This is a genomic window from Kitasatospora sp. NPDC051702, from assembly GCF_040681575.1.
Taxonomy (GTDB): domain Bacteria; phylum Actinomycetota; class Actinomycetes; order Streptomycetales; family Streptomycetaceae; genus Kitasatospora.
Map to the genome: position 1 here is coordinate 1 of NZ_JBFAZB010000003.1, position 17,443 is coordinate 17,443.

At 75.3% G+C, this 17,443-nt stretch carries 15 protein-coding genes; 8 read left to right on the plus strand and 7 right to left on the minus strand.

Going from position 1 to position 17,443, the window contains the following annotated elements:
• Positions 1-97 precede the first annotated feature (97 nt).
• Positions 98-658 carry a MarR family transcriptional regulator gene (locus AB0N04_RS03505; protein WP_360214496.1) on the minus strand — a complete coding sequence of 187 codons (561 nt, stop codon included), beginning with the start codon at positions 656-658 and terminating at the stop codon, positions 98-100.
• A gap of 158 nt (positions 659-816) precedes the next feature.
• Between AB0N04_RS03505 and AB0N04_RS03510 the strand changes: the two genes are divergently transcribed.
• The 4 genes from AB0N04_RS03510 to AB0N04_RS03525 all read left to right on the plus strand — a co-directional run bounded on the left by AB0N04_RS03510 (position 817) and on the right by AB0N04_RS03525 (position 5,455).
• Complete coding sequence (locus tag AB0N04_RS03510; protein ID WP_360214498.1) at positions 817-2,109, plus strand: MFS transporter; 1,293 nt, start codon at positions 817-819, stop codon at positions 2,107-2,109.
• A gap of 241 nt (positions 2,110-2,350) precedes the next feature.
• A complete protein-coding gene (locus AB0N04_RS03515; RefSeq protein ID WP_360214500.1) occupies positions 2,351-3,877 on the plus strand; it encodes a phospholipid carrier-dependent glycosyltransferase in 1,527 nt (508 codons plus the stop codon).
• Complete coding sequence (locus AB0N04_RS03520; protein ID WP_360214502.1) at positions 3,856-4,665, plus strand: ABC transporter permease; 810 nt, start codon at positions 3,856-3,858, stop codon at positions 4,663-4,665. The genes AB0N04_RS03515 and AB0N04_RS03520 overlap by 22 nt, the downstream gene beginning before the upstream one ends.
• 199 nt (positions 4,666-4,864) lie before the next feature.
• Complete coding sequence (locus AB0N04_RS03525) at positions 4,865-5,455, plus strand: TMEM165/GDT1 family protein (RefSeq protein WP_360214628.1); 591 nt, start codon at positions 4,865-4,867, stop codon at positions 5,453-5,455.
• Between the two features lie 83 nt (positions 5,456-5,538).
• Here the strand turns inward: AB0N04_RS03525 and AB0N04_RS03530 are convergent, their stop codons facing one another.
• Complete coding sequence (locus AB0N04_RS03530) at positions 5,539-6,633, minus strand: hypothetical protein (RefSeq protein WP_360214504.1); 1,095 nt, start codon at positions 6,631-6,633, stop codon at positions 5,539-5,541.
• Between the two features lie 430 nt (positions 6,634-7,063).
• On the opposite strand from AB0N04_RS03530, the gene AB0N04_RS03535 reads away from it, so the two are divergent.
• Entirely contained in the window at positions 7,064-9,028 is a 1,965-nt protein-coding gene (locus tag AB0N04_RS03535) for an MFS transporter (protein WP_360214630.1), read from the plus strand.
• A 60-nt stretch (positions 9,029-9,088) separates the two neighbouring features.
• On the opposite strand, the gene AB0N04_RS03540 is transcribed toward AB0N04_RS03535, so the two are convergent.
• A complete protein-coding gene (locus AB0N04_RS03540; RefSeq protein WP_360214506.1) occupies positions 9,089-9,565 on the minus strand; it encodes a MarR family winged helix-turn-helix transcriptional regulator in 477 nt (158 codons plus the stop codon).
• 63 nt (positions 9,566-9,628) lie between these two features.
• Here AB0N04_RS03540 and AB0N04_RS03545 point away from each other — a divergent pair, with 63 nt between their 5' ends.
• Together AB0N04_RS03545 and AB0N04_RS03550 are read left to right on the plus strand one after the other, a co-directional pair.
• Complete coding sequence (locus AB0N04_RS03545; RefSeq protein ID WP_360214508.1) at positions 9,629-10,039, plus strand: cupin; 411 nt, start codon at positions 9,629-9,631, stop codon at positions 10,037-10,039.
• A gap of 90 nt (positions 10,040-10,129) precedes the next feature.
• Positions 10,130-10,453 (plus strand): antibiotic biosynthesis monooxygenase, encoded by a 324-nt coding sequence (locus tag AB0N04_RS03550; protein ID WP_360214510.1) that lies wholly within the window; start codon positions 10,130-10,132, stop codon positions 10,451-10,453.
• 76 nt (positions 10,454-10,529) lie between these two features.
• Here AB0N04_RS03550 and AB0N04_RS03555 read toward each other — a convergent pair whose 3' ends face one another.
• The 3 genes from AB0N04_RS03555 to AB0N04_RS03565 form a co-directional block, all read right to left on the minus strand.
• Positions 10,530-11,408, minus strand: a complete 879-nt coding sequence (locus tag AB0N04_RS03555) for a LysR family transcriptional regulator (protein WP_360214512.1) — start codon at positions 11,406-11,408, stop codon at positions 10,530-10,532.
• 151 nt (positions 11,409-11,559) lie between these two features.
• Positions 11,560-14,376, minus strand: a complete 2,817-nt coding sequence (locus AB0N04_RS03560) for a glycoside hydrolase family 3 C-terminal domain-containing protein (protein WP_360214514.1) — start codon at positions 14,374-14,376, stop codon at positions 11,560-11,562.
• Between the two features lie 277 nt (positions 14,377-14,653).
• Entirely contained in the window at positions 14,654-15,604 is a 951-nt protein-coding gene (locus AB0N04_RS03565; RefSeq protein ID WP_360214516.1) for a helix-turn-helix transcriptional regulator, read from the minus strand.
• An 89-nt stretch (positions 15,605-15,693) separates the two neighbouring features.
• Here AB0N04_RS03565 and AB0N04_RS03570 point away from each other — a divergent pair, with 89 nt between their 5' ends.
• Positions 15,694-16,449, plus strand: coding sequence for an SDR family NAD(P)-dependent oxidoreductase (locus tag AB0N04_RS03570; protein WP_360214517.1), 756 nt, complete (start codon positions 15,694-15,696; stop codon positions 16,447-16,449).
• 57 nt (positions 16,450-16,506) lie between these two features.
• Here AB0N04_RS03570 and AB0N04_RS03575 read toward each other — a convergent pair whose 3' ends face one another.
• Positions 16,507-17,385, minus strand: a complete 879-nt coding sequence (locus AB0N04_RS03575) for an ECF transporter S component (RefSeq protein ID WP_360214519.1) — start codon at positions 17,383-17,385, stop codon at positions 16,507-16,509.
• Between the last annotated feature and the right edge of the window lie 58 nt (positions 17,386-17,443).

Sequence of the window (17,443 nt, forward strand, 5' to 3'; positions counted from 1 at the left end):
CTCCCGCGCCCGGGCCCGGTGCGGCACCGTCCGCAGCCGCCGCCGGGGGTGCTCCCCCCGGCGGGCCGGACTCCTCGCGTTCGGGCCGGACCCGGACTCAGGCCAGGTCGGCGGTGCGCCCGAGGGCGTCCGGCTGGCTCTCCTCGATCCGCCGCAGCATCCGGGCCAGGAGCCCGGACAGCACCGCCCGCTCCTCGCCGGTGATGTCCTGGAGCAGCTCCTCCTCGAAGACCGCCGCCATCCGCATCGACTCCAGCCACTTGTCGCGGCCGTTCTCGGTCAGTTCGATGATCACCCGCACTCGGTTGCTCTCGTCCCGCTCCCGGGTGACCAGGTCCTCGGCCACCATGCGGTCGATCCGGTGGGTCATCGCGGCCGGGGTGAGCCCGAGCCGCTTGGCGAGCTCGCCCGGTCCGAGCCGGTACGGGCTGCCCGAGACCACCAGGGCCTTGAGCACCTCCCACTCGGCGGCCGTGATCCCCAGCACAGTCAGCTGCCGGTCGTAGGCCACGCCCATCCGCCGGGCGACCCGGGAGAGGGTCTGCACGATGGTCTCCACCTGGGGGTCCACGGTGGGGAATTCCCGCTGGTAGACGGCCACCTGCTCGGCGATGCCGAGCTCCCGGTCGGTGGCCGGCGCGGGCTTGTCCGTAGTCATGCGGACCAGTGTCGCACGGGGGCGTGCATCTCTTAAGCCTTTGACTCCGCAGTCTTCCGGTGCTAAGACTTTATCTCGTCAAACTTTAGCTCTGAAATCTTCTGGACTTAAGAGTATCCAGTTGAAGCCAGGAAGGGATGTGCACGGTGATCGGCACGGTGAAGCAGCAGAGGCAGCAGCGACGTGGGGCGGGCAGCCCGCTGCGCCGCGTCCAGATCGGCAACGCGCTCAGCGCGTTCGGCAGCGGGTTCACGATGCCGTACATGTTCGTGTACGTGGACCAGGTGCGCGGGCTGGGCTCGCTGGCCGCCGGGATGGTGTTCACCGTCTTCGCGCTGGCCGCGCTCGCCGTGCTCCCGTTCACCGGCCGCGGCATCGACCGGTACGGCCCCCGCCCGGTCCTGCTGGCCGGCACGGCGCTCGCCGCCACCGGCGCGTTCGCCTTCGGCCACGCCACCGGCACCCCGGCGCTGCTGGTCGCGTCCTTCCTGTTCGGCGCGGGCGTCACCACCTGCCAGCCGGCGCTCGCCACGATGATCGTCCGCTGCTCGACGGCCGCGACCCGCTCGCACGCCTTCGCGCTGCAGTTCACCCTGGTCAACCTGGGCATGGGCATCGGCGCGCTGGTCGGCGGGCAGATCGTGGACGTCGCCGACCCGGCCAGCCTCACCCGGCTGTTCACCATCGAGGCGGCGACCTTCCTCGGCCTGGCCCTGGTCACCGGCACCGCCCGGATGCCGGCCGCCCCGCTGACCGTCCTGCACGGGAAGGCGGACGGCCCGACCGGCCTGCGCGCCCTGGTCGCCGACAAGGCGATGCTGCGGCTCTGCCTGCTCGCCGGGCTGATCTTCTTCACCTGCTACGGCCAGTTCGAGTCCGGTGTCGCGGCCTTCGCCACCGACACCGTCGGCACCGCGCCCTCCACCCTCGGCTTCGCGATCGGCGCCAACGCGCTGACCATCGTCGTCCTGCAGATGTTCGTGGTGCGGATCACCGCGCGCCGCCGCCGCACCACCGCGATGGCCGCGGCCGGCGTGGTCTGGCTCGGCGCCTGGACGATGGCCCTGGTCGCCGGCCTGATCCGGACCGAGACCATGGCCGCCACGGTCGCGATCGTCTCGATCTACGCGCTGTTCGGCGTCGGTGAGTCGCTGCTCGCGCCCACCATGGGCCCGATCGTCGCCGACCTCGCCCCGGCCCGGCTGCTCGGCACCTACAACGCCGGCTACGCCCTCGTGAAGCAGATCGCGATCGCGGTCGGCCCGGCCGTCGGCGTGCTGCTGGTCGGCTCCGGCACCTGGCCGCTCTACCTCGCGGCCATGGCGGGCTCCACGCTGCTGATCGTCGCCCTGGCGCTGCGGCTGCGCCCGCACCTCACGCCGGAGCAGGACAACGCCGCACCGGCCGTGGTCCGCGTCGCCCCGGTCCGGGAGCTGCAGACCGCCGCGTAGCAGAGCCGTTCGAACGGGCGCCGACCAGGTCACCTGGTCGGCGCCCGTCGCGCTTGGCTTCGCGACCACCGCCACATAGTGTCAGTGGCTGTTGGCCGCCCGGCCCCCGGCCGACGGGGCGGACCCGGGCACAGCAGACAGTCGGATCGGCGAGGCAATGACGCAAGCGGCGCTCACGCACCCCCCGGCGGCAGCGGCCCCCGCCGCCCCCGCACCGGCCCCGCGCCGGCTGCCCCCCTGGGTGGCCGACCACGCCGGCTGGCTCGGACCGATCGCCGTCGCGCTCTTCGCCGGCCTGCTGCGGTTCTGGAACCTCGGCTACCCCAACGCCTTCGTCTTCGACGAGACGTACTACCCCAAGGACGCCTGGTCGCTGCTCCGGCAGGGCTACGAGGGCAGCTGGCCGGACCACGCCAACACCGACATCCTGGCCGTCCCGCAGACCGTCCCGCTCACCCCCTCGCCCGAGTTCATCGCGCACCCGCCGCTCGGCAAGTGGGTGATGGCGATCGGCGAGCAGCTGTTCGGCCTGCACCCGTTCGGATGGCGGTTCATGACCGCGCTGCTCGGCACCGTCACCGTGCTGATGCTCGCCCGGATCGGCCGCCGGCTCTTCGGCTCCACCCTGATCGGCTGCACCGCCGCGCTGCTGATGGCCGTCGACGGCCTCCAGCTGGTGATGAGCCGGGTCGGCCTGCTCGACGGCATCCAGATGTTCTTCGTGCTGGCCTCCTTCGGGAGCCTGCTGATCGACCGCGACCACGTCCGCGCCCGGCTGGCCGGGGTCGCCGACGCCGACCGGGTCCGGCTGGGCCTGCGGCCCTGGCGGATCGCCGCCGGCGTCCTCGTCGGCGCGGCCTGCGCGGTCAAGTGGAACGGCGTGATGATCCTCGCCGCCTTCGGCCTGCTCACCGTCCTGTGGGACCAGTCCGGCCGCCGCGGAGCGGGTGCCCGCCGCCCGTGGCGCTCGATGCTGCGCCGGGACGCCGTCCCCGCCCTCCTCGCCATGGTCGGTTCCGCCCTGGTGGTCTACGTCGGCGCCTGGGGCGGCTGGCTCGCCAGCGGCGGCAACGGCGAGGGCGGCTACGACCGGCACTGGGCCGACGGGCGCGCCGGCCTGTCCCCGGACCGCTTCCTGGGCGTCCCGCTGCCGCAGGTGCCGATGAGCTGGGTGCCGGCGGCGCTGCGCAGCCTCTGGCACTACCACTCGCAGATGTACGACTTCAACACCGGCCTGAGCACCCCGCACACCTACCAGTCCAACCCCTTCAGCTGGCTGGTGGTCGGGCGCCCGGTCTCCATGTACTGGGAGCAGGTCCCGAACGGCCAGCGCGGCTGCACCGACTCCGGCGGCTGCGCGGCGCAGATCCTCGGCCTCGGCACCCCGCTGCTCTGGTGGACGGCCTGCTTCGCCCTGGTCTACCTGCTGTGGCGCTGGTTCTTCCGCCGGGACTGGCGCTCGGGCGCCGTGCTGTGCGCGGTGGCCGGGATCTACCTGCCCTGGTTCCAGTACCAGGAGCGGACGGTCTTCTCCTTCTACATGGTCGTCCTGGTGCCGTTCCTGTGCCTGGCCGTCGCCCAGATGCTCGGCGCGATCCTGGGCCCGCCCGGGTGCAGCCCCGAGCGCCGCCGGATCGGCGCGGCCGGGGCCGGGCTGATCGTGCTCGCCATCGTCGGCTGCTTCGCCTTCTTCTACCCGCTGTACACGGCGGAGGTGATCCCGATGTCGTCCTGGCAGGACCGGATGTGGTTCACCAGCTGGATCTGACGCCGGTGGCGCTGGCCGCCCAGGGGGGCCAGCTGCTGCCCGTCACCCCGGTGCTCGGGGCGGTCACCGCCGTCCTGCTGCTGGCCGCCGTCGCGGTGGCCGGGTGGGGCCTGCTCGGGCACGGGCACGCGGTGCTGCGGGCCGGGCTGCGGGCGGTCGTGCAGCTGGCCGCCGTCGCCGCGGTGATCACCTGGGTGGTCGGCTCGCTCTGGTGGTCGGCGCTCTTCGTGCTGCTGATGTTCACGGTCGCGGTGCGTACCGCCGGGCGGCGGATGACGCCGGGCCCCGGCTGGGTCTGGGCGGCCGCCCCGATCGGCGCCGGGGTGCTGCCCGTCCTGGGCCTGCTGCTGGCCGTCGGGCTGCTGCCGCCGAAGGGCCTGTCGGTCATCCCGGTCGCGGGCATCCTGATCGGCGGCGGGCTCACCGCCACCTCGCTGGCCGGGCGGCGGGCCCTGGACGAGCTGCGGCAGCGCCGCGGCGAGGTGGAGGCCGCGCTGGCGCTCGGCTTCGAGGACCGCGACGCCCGGCTGGAGATCTGCCGCACCGCCGCCGCGACCTCGCTGGTGCCCGCGCTCGACCAGACCCGCACGGTGGGCCTGGTCACCTTGCCCGGGGCCTTCGTCGGGATGCTGCTCGGCGGCGCCTCGCCCGTCCAGGCGGGGGCGGTGCAGCTGTTCGTGCTGGTCGGGTTGCTGGCGGTGGAGTCGGTGGCGATCGTGGTGGTGCTGGAACTGGTGGGCCGCGGACTGGTGGCCGCCGGGGCACCGGGCGACGTCGGGTACCCTTGACGACGTTGAAGGGGAGTAGCCCTCCACCGGACCGTCGACACACTGGCCCCCCGGGGCCCGGCGCCCGGGGCACCCGTACCTCCGGGTCGGTGCCGGCGAGACCTTCGGCCGCAGTGCTGTGACCATGACCAGTGCTGTCGGGCCGAGGCGTCCCCTGACGGAGCTGCGGAGGCCGGGCAGCCCGACCGAGGGAATCCCCCTGATGAGCCTGACCGTTGCCGCGTTGACCTTCGGCATCATCTTCCTGGCCGAACTGCCGGACAAGACCGCCCTGGCCAGCCTGGTGCTCGGTACCAAGTACCGCGCGAGCTACGTGTTCGCGGGCATCGCCGCCGCCTTCGCCCTGCAGGTGGGCCTCGCGCTCGCCGCCGGGCACCTGCTCTCGCTGCTGCCGCAGCGCTGGGTCGAGGGCGTCACCGGCGTGCTGTTCCTGGCCGGCGCGGCGATGCTGCTGTTCCACGGCGGGGGCGAGGACGAGGACGGCCACGCCGCCAAGGAGCCCTCCTCGAACAGCTTCTGGAAGGTGGCCGGGGCGAGCTTCGTGGTCGTCGCGGTGGCCGAGTTCGGCGACCTGACCCAGATCATGACCGCCAACCTGGCGGCCAAGTACGCCGACCCGCTGGCCGTCGGCCTGGGCTCCTGGCTGGCGCTGTGCGCGGTCGGCGGGGTCGCCATCGTGGGCGGGCAGAAGCTGCTGAAGCACGTGCCGATGAAGCTGATCATCCGGGTCGCGGCGTCGATCATGGTGGTGCTGGCGGGCGTCAGCATCGTCAAGGCGATCACCGGCTGACGCCCGGTCGGCCACTCTCCGGCGACGGGCCGGGCGGTCGCCCTCCGGCGGACGGCCGCCCGGGTTCCGGGGGCGCCGGCCGGTCAGCAGCCCGGGTCGGCCTCCAGGGCGGCCCGGGTCTTCGGCCCGTAGACGTTCTTCTCGCCCTTGATCCGGTTGTAGTTCTGGTAGTCCGTCAGCACCGACTGGGTCCAGTAGTCGAAGGTGCCGGTCACGATCGACTTGTCGACGAATCCGCATTCGGCGGCCCACAGGCGCTGCTGCATGTCCTTCACGTCCGGGCCCGACATCCCGAGCTGCAGCACCCGGGTGGTCGCGGTCGGCGTCGGGGTGGCGGTCGGCGACGGGGTGGTCGTCGGCGTCGGGGTCGGGGTGGGCGTGGGGGTCGGCGTGGCGGCCGGGGCCGGGGGAGCGGCCGGCGGGGCCTGACTGGTCGCCACCGGGGAGGGCGTCCTCGTCGGACTCGGCCGGCTCGTCCTGGTCGGCGTCGGGCTCGGCGCCTCGCTGGTCGGCGGCTGCGCGCTCGGGGTCGGCACCGCCGGGGTGGTCGGATCCACCGGGGCGGGCGCCAGGGTGGTGGTGGGCAGCGGCTGCGCCTGCCGGTGGCCCGCCCCGGGCGAGGGCGTCACCGCGTAGGCGATGCCGACGGTCAGCGCCAGCAGTCCCGCACCGGCCCCGGCCAGCACCAGCTTGTGCCGGGCGAGCGGGTTCTGCGCGGACTGCTCGGCCGCCCGGCGCGCGGCCCGGCCGCCGGCCCGGTCGGGGTCCTCCGCCGCCGGCGCCGCGTACTCGAACGGGAAGACGCCGAGGTCGCCGCCGGGCGGGGCCTGCGGCGGCGCCGCCGCGGCGTAGGCGCCCGGCCCGGAGGCGGGCACCGGCGGCAGCACGGTGGTGGCGTAGGCGTCGGCGTCCGGCCCGAGCGGCGGGGCCACCGGCGCGGCGGGCCCGGCCGGGGGCGCGACCGGCGGGAGCAGTGCGGTGGCGAAGGCGTCCGCCGCGGGGAATCCCGCGGCGGCCCCGTCGGTGGGCCGGCCGGCCGCCTGCGCCACGTAGGGGCGGACCAGCGGCGGGCCCTCCAGGTGCGGGAGGACGGCCGTCTCGGTGAGGCTCGGGTCCGGGAGGCAGCCGCACCCGGTGGAGCGTGCGGTGCCGCACGTCGGGCAGTGCTGGTCCGGCATCGGCCGGCCCTCCTCGGTACTCGGGTGGTCTCCGGGGCGGTCCCGGGCTCACGATCGCGGTGCCCCCCGGCCCACGATCGCGCCTGATTATGCAGGACGTCCCGGAGGGTGGACAGGGGCGTCCGACCCCGGGTGGGGGTGTTGTGCCGGTTGGTGGTGGTTGGCTCCTGATGAACGGTCGGGGAGGAGCGGATGTCCCCCGTGCTTACGTTCGGCTCAACCACGAGGCGCAAACCAGGGCATTTCTGACAGCATGGTGAGCTGGGAGTGATCATCCGCCCGGACCGCCGCGTCGGCCGGCCCGCGACCCTACGGAGACGCCATGACGGACCCGCTCGCCGCGTCCGACCGGGGCCCGGCGCCCGCGCCCGGGCCGCCGGAGGTCACCGTCCCCAACCTGTGGCTGCCGATCGGCGCCCTGCTGCTGGCGATGCTGCTCGCCGCCCTCGACCAGACCATCGTCTCCACCGCGCTGCCCACCATCGTCAGCGACCTCGGCGGCCTGGAACACCTCTCCTGGGTGGTCACCGCCTACCTGCTGGCCTCCACCGCCGCCACCCCGCTGTGGGGCAAGCTCGGCGACATGTACGGCCGGAAGCGCTTCTTCCAGGCCTCCATCGTGATCTTCCTGCTGGGCTCCGCCCTCTGCGGAGCGGCGCAGGACATGGGGGAGCTGATCGCCTTCCGCGCCCTGCAGGGCCTCGGCGGCGGCGGTCTGATGGTGCTCTCCCAGGCCATCGTCGGCGACCTCGTCTCACCCCGGGACCGCGGCAAGTACCAGGGCCTGTTCGGTGCCGTCTTCGGCGTCACCAGCGTCCTCGGCCCGCTGCTCGGCGGGCTGTTCGTCGACCACCTCAGCTGGCGCTGGGTCTTCTACGTCAACTTGCCGATCGGCGCCGTCGCCCTGGTGGTCATCGCGGTGGTGCTGCACGGGCGGGAGGTCAGGCGCCGGCACCGGATCGACTACCTCGGCACCGCGCTGATCGCCGCCGTCGCCACCTGCCTGGTGCTCATGACCTCGCTGGGCGGCACCACCTGGGCCTGGAGCTCCTGGCAGGTCGTCGGCCTCGGGGTGCTCGGGCTGGTGCTGCTGCTGGCCTTCGTCGAGGTCGAGCGGACGGCCGAGGAGCCCGTGCTGCCGCTGCGGCTGTTCCGCTCCCGGACGTTCAGCCTGGTCGCGGTGATCTCCTTCGTGGTCGGCTTCGCGATGTTCGGCGCGCTCACCTACCTGCCGACCTTCCTCCAGGTCGTCATGGGGGTCTCGCCCACCCTGTCCGGCATCCACATGCTGCCGATGGTGCTCGGCATGCTGGTCACCTCGATCGGCTCCGGCCAGGTCGTCGCCCGCACCGGCCACTACCGGGCCTTCCCGATCGCCGGTACGGCCGTCACCACCGTCGGCCTGCTGCTGCTCTCCCGGCTCGACGAGCACAGCAGCACCGCCGAGATGAGCCTCTACTTCCTGGTCTTCGGCCTGGGGCTGGGGCTGGTGATGCAGGTGCTGGTGCTGATCGTGCAGAACTCCGTCGGCTACCAGGACCTCGGCGTGGCCACCGCCGGTGCCACGTTCTTCCGCTCCATCGGGGCCTCCTTCGGCGTCTCCGTCTTCGGGACGGTCTTCGCCGGCGGACTGCGCGACCGGCTCGCCGACGCCCTGGCCGGTGTGCCGCTGCCGCCCGGCTTCGACCCCGGCGCCATCACCTCCGACCCACGGGTGATCACCGCCCTGCCGGCCGCCGTCCAGGAGAGCGTCCACCACGCGTACGCCGAGTCGATCACCCGGGTGTTCCTCTACGCGGTGCCCGTCACGGCGGTCGCCTTCGTGCTCTCGCTGTTCCTGCGCGAGCAACCGCTGCGCTCCACCGTCACCGCGCCCGACCTGAGCGAGTCCATCGGCCTCAACCCGGTCGAACGCTCCTCGCTGGACGAGATCGCCCGGGCCCTCTCGGTGCTGAACACCCGCGAGGCCCGGCGCGACCTCTTCCGGCGGATCACCGCCACCGCCGGGCTCGACCTGCTCCCGGCCTCCAGCTGGCTGCTGCTGCAGATCCACCACCACGGCTCGGTCGAGCCGGCGGAGCTCGCCGAGCACCGGGTCGTCCCGTTCGCCGTCGTGGAGGCGGCGGTCCGGGAGGTCGAGGGCCGCGGCCTGGCGGCCCGCTCCGGCGGCCTGCCGCTGCGGCTCACCGAGGCCGGGGAGGAGGCCGCGCTGAAGCTGGTCGCCGCCCGGCGCGCCCAGCTCTCCGAACTGCTCGGCGACTGGGACGAGCAGCAGTACGCCGACCTCGCCGACCTGCTCACCCGGCTCAGCTCCGCGCTCTGCGCCGACCGGCGCGACCGCCCCGACCGGGTCGAGCCCGAGCCGCCGAACTTCGCGGAGGGCCGGACGCTCTAGGCGCGGTCGTTCCGGGCGCTGTCGTTCCGGAGGCGTAGGGCCCGGGCCGGTGGGCGACCGTCAGGGGCCCCCGAACCACCGGGCGGTGTCGAGGCGGAACGGGTCGCCGGGGGCGAGCAGCCGCAGACCGGCCTCCAGCTCGCGCAGCCGCTCCTCGCCGAGGGCGGCGGACCACTCGGCGCGCAGCTCGTCGAAGATCCGGGCCGAGCGGACCAGGCAGTCGACGCCCCGGGCGGTGAGGCGGACCACCTTGCGGCGGGCGTCGGCCGGGTCCGCGGCGCGTTCGACGTAGCCGAGCTGCTCCAGGTGCTCGACGGTCTTGCCGGCGGCCTGCTTGGAGACGCCGAGGCGGCGGCCGAGCTCGACGGCGGTGGTGCCGTCCGGTCCGATCGCCTGGAAGACGAAGCCGTGCGTCGGGCGCAGGTCGGGGTGGCCCTCGCGGGCGATGCGTTCGTGCAGCTCGTCGATGATCGTGCGGAACGCGGACAGCAGGCGCAGCGGCAGCTCGAAGCCGGGCGGGGCGGGTTCACTTGACACGATAGACAACCTCATTGACCATATAGACAACGCCATTGACCATCTTAGGGGGATTCCTCAGCCATGCCCGTCATCCGTCACGCCGAAGCCCGCCGCACCGAGACCCCCAACGCCGTCATGACCACCTACGCCTCGCCCACCCAGGGCTCGACCGGCCTCGCCCTGTGGCGCGTCGACATGCGCGCCGGCGGCACCGGCCCGCTGCACGCCATGGACGTCGAGCAGGTCTGGACCCTCCTCACCGGCTCCGCCACCGTCGACCTCGTCGAGGGCCCGGTCACCGTCGCGGCCGGCGACACCCTGGTCCTCCCGGCCGACACCGCCCGGCAGTTCACCACCGCCGACGGCTTCACCGCCGTCGTCGCCGGCCCCTCCCCGGCCCACGCCTACAACCTCGACGCCGTCACCCCCGAGGGCGCCTGCGCGATGGCCCCGCGCGACGCCGAGCGGGTCCTCCCGGCCTGGATCGCCTGAGCCGCCGCCCGGGCGGTGCGGCTCCGGGTCGCCGACCGCTTCGGGGCACCGCTCCGTTCCGTGCGCTGTTCGGTGGGGCAGGATGGAGCCATGAGCGTAGTCAAGATCAACGTACTGACCGTTCCCGCCGAGCAGCGCGAGGTGCTGGAGAAGCGCTTCGCCTCCCGCGCCGGTTCGGTCGAGGGCTCCGACGGCTTCGAGTGGTTCGAGCTGCTCCGCCCGGTCGAGGGCACCGACAGCTACCTCGTCTACACCCGCTGGCGTGACGAGGAGTCCTTCCAGGCCTGGATGGAGGGCCCGATGAAGTCGGCCCACCAGAACGGCGGCGAGGGCGAGGCGCCCAAGCGCCCCGCGGCCTCCGGCTCCACCCTCTGGTCCTTCGACGTCGTCCAGTCGGCGGGCCCGAAGGGCTGATCCGACGGCGGTGGCGGCGCGCCCCGGGGTTCCGGGGCGCGCCGTCGTGTGCGGCGGGACGCCCCGTCGGGCGCCGTCACGCGGCGGCGGGGCGGAGGACCTCGCGCAGGCCGGGGACGGGCTCGCGGTCGGCGCGCCAGACCAGCCGCAGCCGGAGCCCCGGCACCTCCAGGGGGAGCCGGACCAGGGTGCCCGAGGCGAGCTGCTCCCGGACCGCGAAGTCGGGGAGCAGGGCGATCCCGAGGCCCTGTTCCGCGCAGGCGCGGGTGACGGCGACACCGCCGGTGCGGACGCGCTCGACGTCGTTGCCGAGCAGGCGCTCCCCGGCGAGCCGGAAGGAGCAGGCGGGGGAGTCCACCAGCAGGTGCCGGCCGCGCAGGTCCTCGCGGTGGAGGCCGCCGGCGCGGCCGAGCGGGTGGGCCGGCGCGGCGACCAGCGAGAGCGGGACGTCGCACAGGTCCAGGTGGTCGAGCGGGGCGGGCGGCAGGTAGAAGCCGAGTTCGCCGAGCGGGCCCGCGGTGTCCAGGACGAGCGCCGCCTCCAGGGCCCCGGCGGCGACGCCGCCCAGCAGGCCGTCCCGGGCGGTGCCGGTGTGCAGTGAGACCGCCAGGTCGGGCCGGCGCTCGGCGAGGCGGGCCAGCACGGCGGGCACGTGGGTCGCCGCGACGGTCTCCAGGGCGCCGAGCCGCAGCCGGGGGCGGGCGGTGGCCACCTCCCGGCGGGCCCGGTCGGCCTGGTCGAGCAGGCGGCGGGACCAGGGCAGCAGCCGTTCGCCGGCGGCGGTGAGGGCCATTCCGCGCGGGGCCCGGTCGAACAGCTCGGTGCCCAGGCTCCGTTCCAGCGTCCGGATCTGCTCGGACACCGAGGAGGGTGCGAGGCCGAGCGCCACGGCCGCGCCGGTGACGGTCCGGTGGGCCACGACGGCCTCGAAGACGCGCAACTGACGGAATTCCACCCGGCACCCCTCGAACGTCCTTGCTGCTCGTTCCGCGGGACAGCGTACGGGTGGGACGCGTGGTCGCGTACGGGTACGACGGATCGTCACCACCGCACCGCCCCGGGCCCGGCGCGGGGGCCGGGTCCGGGGCGGTGCGGTGCGGGGCGGCTCAGGAGGGCAGGATCCAGCGCTGGTTGGCCCCGCCGTGGCAGTCCCAGATCTGCAGCCGGGTCCAGTCGGCGCTGCTGCCGTCGCGGGCGTCCAGACAGCGGCCGGAGAGCGGGTTGACGAGGGTGCCGTCCGGGCGCGGCTGCCAGTGCTGGGCTCCGGTGCCGTTGCACTCGTACAGCTGGACCGGTGTCCCGGCCGCGGTCCAGCCGTTGGTGACGTCCAGGCACTTGCCGAAGGCGTGCAGCGAGCCGTCCTGCTGGACGGTCCAGTCCTGGGCGCCGGTGGAGTTGCAGTGGTAGAGCTGGACGGTGGTGCCGTTGACGGTCGCGGCGCGGATGACGTCCATGCACTGGCCGGCGATGCCGGTCACCGGGCCGCTCGGCCGGGGGGTGTTCCAGCGCTGGTCGGCGGCTCCCGAGCAGTCCCGCAGGAGCAGCCGGCCGTCGGCGGCGGCCAGGCAGCGGCCGGAGGCGGGCTGGAACAGGGAGGCGTCCGGGCGGAGCCGCCACTCCTGGCCGGCGCCGCCGGTGCAGTCCCGCAGGCGCACCGCGGAGCCGTCGGCGGTGCCGGCCGGGGCGAGGCAGCCGCCCGGAAACGCGATGCCGCCGTCGGAGCCGACGGTGGCGTCCTGGGCCGCGGTGCCCGCGCAACCGGCCGACCGCACCGCCTCGTCCGGGTCCGCCGCGGCGACCTCGGCGTCCAGGCAGGACCCGTCGGCGCCGGTGATCCGGCCGGACCAGGTGGAGACGGCCGGGGAGCCCGGCACCTCGACCGCACCCTGCAGCCGCGGGGCCCGGGAGGAGGATCCGACGGTGAGGCCGTACCGGCCGCCGGGCACCTGCCAGCCGTGCACCCCGGAGTCCCAGACCGAGAAGTCCGGGCGCTCCAGCCGCAGCTCCACGTGGGTCGAACGGCCCGGCGCCAGGGTGACCTTGTCGAAGCCCTTGAGCTGCTGCGGCGGCTCCCCGGCGGCGGACGGGAAGGCGACGTACAGCTGCGGGACCTCGGTGCCGGTCCGGGTGCCCCGGTTGGTGACGTCGAAGCCGACCCGGACCCGGCCGGCGGCGTCCGGGCCCGTCACGGTGAGCCCGGAGTAGCCGAAGGAGGTGTAGGACAGGCCGTACCCGAAGGGGAACAGCGGCGGGGTGCCGGAGGCGTCGTACCAGCGGTAGCCGACGTCGAGCCCCTCGGTGTAGTGGTAGGCGCCGTCGGTGCCGGGGTACTGCGACGCGTCGCGGATCGGCGTGGCCGCGGCCGAGGTGGGGAAGGTGACGGGCAGCCGGCCGCCGGGGTCGACGTCGCCGAACAGCACGTCGGCGAGCGCGGTGCCGCTCTGTTCGCCCGGGTACCAGGCCTCGACGACCGCGGGGACGGAGTCCAGCCAGGGCATGGTGACGGGGCCGCCGGTGTCGAGCACCACCACCGTCCGGGGGTTGGCCTTGGCGACGGCCCGGATCAGGGCGTCGTCCGCCGGCGCGAGGTCCAGCGAACCGCGGTCGGCGCCCTCGGTCTCCTCGTCCCCGACCACGACCACCGCGACGTCCGCCCCGGCGGCCACCGAGGCGGCGGCGCCGGCGTCGTCACCCTTGTGGTAGCGCACCTGGACCCCGGCGCCGGCCCTGGCGGTGATCCCCTGGCGGGGCGTCACCGTGTAGCCGTCGTAGGGGGTGACGTGCGAGGAGCCGTAGCCGCCGGTGTAGCTGCGGTCGGCCCACGGCCCGATGACCGCGATCGAGTGCAGCCGGGAGGCGTCCAGGGGCAGTGCCGCGCCCTGGTTGCGCAGCAGGACCGTGCCGGCCGCGGCGGCCGTCCGGGCGTCGCGGGCCCCGGCGGCCGGATCGGCGGCGGGTGCCTGGCCGCCGTCCAGGGCCCCGGTGCGGACCATCAGCCGCAGCACCCGGCGCACCTGGTCGTCCAGGACCGCCGGGGCGAGCCGGCCGTCGGCCACGGCGGCGGGCAGGTCGGTGAACCAGGTGGAGCCGCCGAACTCCTGGTCCAGTCCGGCCGCAGCGGCGTTCACCGAGGAGTGGGTGGCGGGGTAGTCGGAGCCGACGACCCCGTCGAAGCCCCAGCGGCCCTTCAGCACGTCGCGCAGCAGCGGGAAGTTCTCGCAGGCCCAGACGCCCTCGACCGGGTTGTAGCCGCACATCGCCGACCAGGCACGGCCGTCCCGGACGGCCGCCCGGAAGGCCGGCAGCTCGATCTCGGTCAGCGTCCGCTCGTCGACCTCGGAGCTGTACGACTGCCGGTTGTCCTCCTGGTTGTTCGCCGCGTAGTGCTTGACCTGCGCCGCGACGCCCTGGGACTGGATGCCGCGTACCTCGGCGGCCGCGACCCGGGAGGCCAGGAACGGGTCCTCGCCGAGCGTCTCGAAGTTCCGGCCGCCCTGCGGGACGCGCACGATGTTCACCATCGGGGCGTAGAGCACCTGGTAGCCGCGGGCCCGTGCCTCGCGGCCCAGGACGGTGCCGTAGGTGGTGGCCAGGGCGGGGTCGAAGGCGGCGGCCAGGGCGACCGGCGCGGGCAGCGCGGTCGCCGGCAGGCCGTCCCGGACGCCGGCCGGGCCGTCGGAGAGCAGCAGCGGGGGGATCCCGAGCCGGGGCACGCCCTCGACGTAGCCCACCGAGTGGGCGTCGTCCGGCGCGGTGACGCCCAGCAGCAGCCGGGCCTTCTCGTCGGTGGTCAGTTGGGCGAGCAGGGCCTCGACCCGTTGTTCCGGGGAGGCCGCGGTGGCGGTCCTGGGGGTGGTGGGGGGTGTGGTGGGGGCGGGGGCGGGTGCGGCGACCGCGGTGGTGGTTCCGGAGGCGGTGGTCACCGTGAGGAGACAGCCACCGAGGCCGAGGCGGAGGGTTCGCGTCCAGGAGGAGGTTCGACGCATGGCGACACCGATCGATGAACTGCGGCCGTGTGGGGCGGCCGAGAAAATGTGACTGCCTGTCAAACTTACCCATGGTGAACGCCTGGTTACACGTCGTGCGGGGGTGTGTCGTGCAGGTCGGCGGGAGCGGAGGGCTTCCGCGGTGGGCGCCCTTCGTGTGCCCCCCGTCCGCCGAGGGCGGGGGCGATCGGGTTTCGGGACGCCCGGCGGGGCGTCAACCCGACTGCGGCGCGCGACGTTCGGCGGCGGGACCGCGGTGGCGGAACTCCGTCGGGGTGCATCCGTGGTGCGCGCGGAACCGGCGGGTCAGGTGCGGGTGGTCGGTGAACCCGGCGGCGGCCGCGATCTCGGCCAGCGGGAGCCGGGTGCGGCGGATCAGATGGCCCGCCACGTCCAGGCGCACGGCCGCGAGCTCCGCCTGGAAGCTGGTGCCCGCCCGGGCGAAGGCCCGCTGCAGCGAGCGCGGCGCCACCGCGAGCTCGCCGGCCAGCGCGGCGACGCGCCAGGCCGCGGCCGGCTCCCGGGCGAACCGGGCGCGGGCCGCGTCCACCAGGGCCCGTCCGGCCCGCGGCCCGGGGGTGGGCGCGGCGGTGGGGGCGGGCCGGTCCGACCACTCCAGTCGCCACCCGTGGATCTCCGGGGCCCCGCCGGGCCGCCAGGGGGCGTCCGCCGGAAGGGCCGTCGAGGCCGCCCCGAGCAGGGTGACGCGCACCGGGCCGTCGACCACCGCCCCCACCCCGGCGGCGTGCAGGGCGCAGACGAAGACCGTCTCGGCCACGGCCGGGCGACGCCCGAGGTAGGGCAGGTGCTCGACGGTCAGGCGGCCGGGTCGCAGCAGGGTGCTCGTCCGGTGGCCGGCGTGCAGCCACGGTTCGGCCAGGCTCGCCCGGGCGAGCAGGTCGGCGACGTCGGCGGCGCAGAGCAGCGCCCGCAGCCGGGCGTCCCGGGGGCGCTCGAACAGCCGGCGCGCGGCGTCGAGCACGGCGGCCGGCCCGCAGGAGTACAGGGCGCCGAGCAGCTCGCGGTGCAGGCCCTCGGGCACCGGTGCGCCCTCGGCGAGCAGCGCCCGGACGGTGCCGGCGGAGGGCGCGAGCGGGCCCCGGCCGTGCCGGAGCACCCCGTGCAGGGCGGCGGCGGCCAGCTCGGGGCTGACGGTGCGGGTCACCGGTCGGGCCCCGCCGGGCGGAGCGGCCAGGCGTGCGGCATGGCGCGATGGTACAAGTGCGGACCGGCCGGGGAGGCCATCGTGGGGGCATGAACGTGAACGGAAGACGCGTCCTGGTCACCGGCGGCACCAGCGGGGTCGGACTGGCCCTGGCGGCGGAACTGACGGCGGCGGGTGCGCGGGTGGCGGTCTGCGGCCGCCGGGTCGTCGAGGGCGGCGCGCCGCCGGCGGAGGGGGTGACGGCCCTCGCCGCCGACCTCGGGCGCCGCGGCGAGGCCGCCCGGGTGGTGGACCGGGCGGCGGCCGCGCTCGGCGGGCTCGACGTGGTCGTCGCCAACGCGGGCGTGCAGCACCTCGTCGACCTCACCGGCGGCCCGAGCGCCGCCGTCCTCGACCGGACCGCCGAGGAGATCGAGGTCAACCTCCGCTCGGTGGTGGAACTGGCCGCCGCGGCCTGGCCCCACCTGGCCGCCGGCGGTGGCGCCGAGCCCGCGGCCTTCGTCGCCGTCACCTCCGGACTGGCCTACGCCCCCAAGCGCTCCGCCCCCGTCTACTGCGCCACCAAGGCCGCCGTGCACACCCTGCTGCGGTCGCTGCGCTACCAGGCCGAGGAGTCCACCCCGTGGATCCGGGTCCAGGAGGCGGTCCTGCCGCTGGTCGACACGCCCATGACGGCCGGCCGGGACGGCGCCGTCCGCAAGATCCCGGCCGCCACCGCGGCCGCCGCCCTGCTGGAGGGCATCCGCCGGGGCCGCCCGACCATCCCGATCGGCGCCGCCCGCACGCTGCTGGCCCTGCTCCGGCTGCACCCCCCGACGGCGTACCGGCTGCTGCGCGACACCTGACGGCGCCGGCGGCGCGCGTACGGGCCGGTGGCCGGCGGGCCCGCCCCGGGTGCGGCCTCACCCGCCCGGCGGGCGGAAGGACACCGGGGCGTCGAAGGCGGCGCGGCGGGTGGCGCGGCGCAGGGCGCGCAGCACGGGCGTGCCGAGGGTGAGGCACAGCACGACGGTGAGGGCCGCCCTGGGGAGGTCCCACCCGAGGGAGGTGGTGAGGCAGTAGGCCGCGAAGCGGACCAGGTTGGCGGAGACCGGGTCGCCGGGGACGAACGAGATGGAGCCGGACAGCCCCGCGATGTAGGGCCAGCCCTGGAGGTTCATGACGGTGCCGTACAGGACGGCGGCGAGGGCGCCGTAGACCGCGAGCAGCCAGAGTTCGCGCCGGCCGCGCAGGGTGGCCGGGCCGGGCAGCAGGCCCGCACCGAGACAGACCCAGCCCATGGCGAGCATCTGGAACGGCAGCCACGGCCCGACGCCGCCGGTCAGCAGCGCGGACGCGAACATCGACAGCGCGCCGAGGACGAAGCCGAAGCCCGGCCCGAGCACCCGGCCGGAGAGCACCATCAGGAAGAACATCGGCTCCAGGCCCGCCGTGCCCGCGCCGAGCGGGCGCAGGGCCGCGCCGGTCGCGGCCAGCACGCCCAGCAGGGCCACGGACTTGGCGTCCAGTCCGGGGGCCCCGCCGCCGGCCGTGCGGCCCTCGGAGATCTGGGCGACCACGACGGCGAGCAGCAGCGGCAGCAGCAGTGCGAACAGCCAGGGGGCGTCGGCGGAGTGCCCGACCAGGGCGGAGTCGGTGGCGGCGAGCAGCGGCCAGCCGAAGCCGGCGACGCCGACCGCGGAGACCAGCAGCAGGGTCGTGACGGAGCGGCGGCCGAGCGGGACGGGCCGGGCGAGCGTGCGGGGGCGGGCCGCCTCGGGCTGCCCGGGCTCCGGGCGCACGGGTGCCGGGGGTCGGGGCTCCGGGCGGTGGGCTTCCGGGCGGTTCGGGCGGGGCGGG

Coding starts and splice junctions, on each gene's coding strand:
- AB0N04_RS03545 (WP_360214508.1), top strand. CDS start 9,629: ATGCCCGTCATCCGTCACGCCGAAGCCCGCCGCACCGAGACCCCCAAC.
- AB0N04_RS03550 (WP_360214510.1), top strand. CDS start 10,130: ATGAGCGTAGTCAAGATCAACGTACTGACCGTTCCCGCCGAGCAGCGC.
- AB0N04_RS03570 (WP_360214517.1), top strand. CDS start 15,694: ATGAACGTGAACGGAAGACGCGTCCTGGTCACCGGCGGCACCAGCGGG.
- AB0N04_RS03505 (WP_360214496.1), bottom strand. CDS start 658: ATGACTACGGACAAGCCCGCGCCGGCCACCGACCGGGAGCTCGGCATC.
- AB0N04_RS03530 (WP_360214504.1), bottom strand. CDS start 6,633: ATGCCGGACCAGCACTGCCCGACGTGCGGCACCGCACGCTCCACCGGG.
- AB0N04_RS03535 (WP_360214630.1), top strand. CDS start 7,064: ATGCTGCTCGCCGCCCTCGACCAGACCATCGTCTCCACCGCGCTGCCC.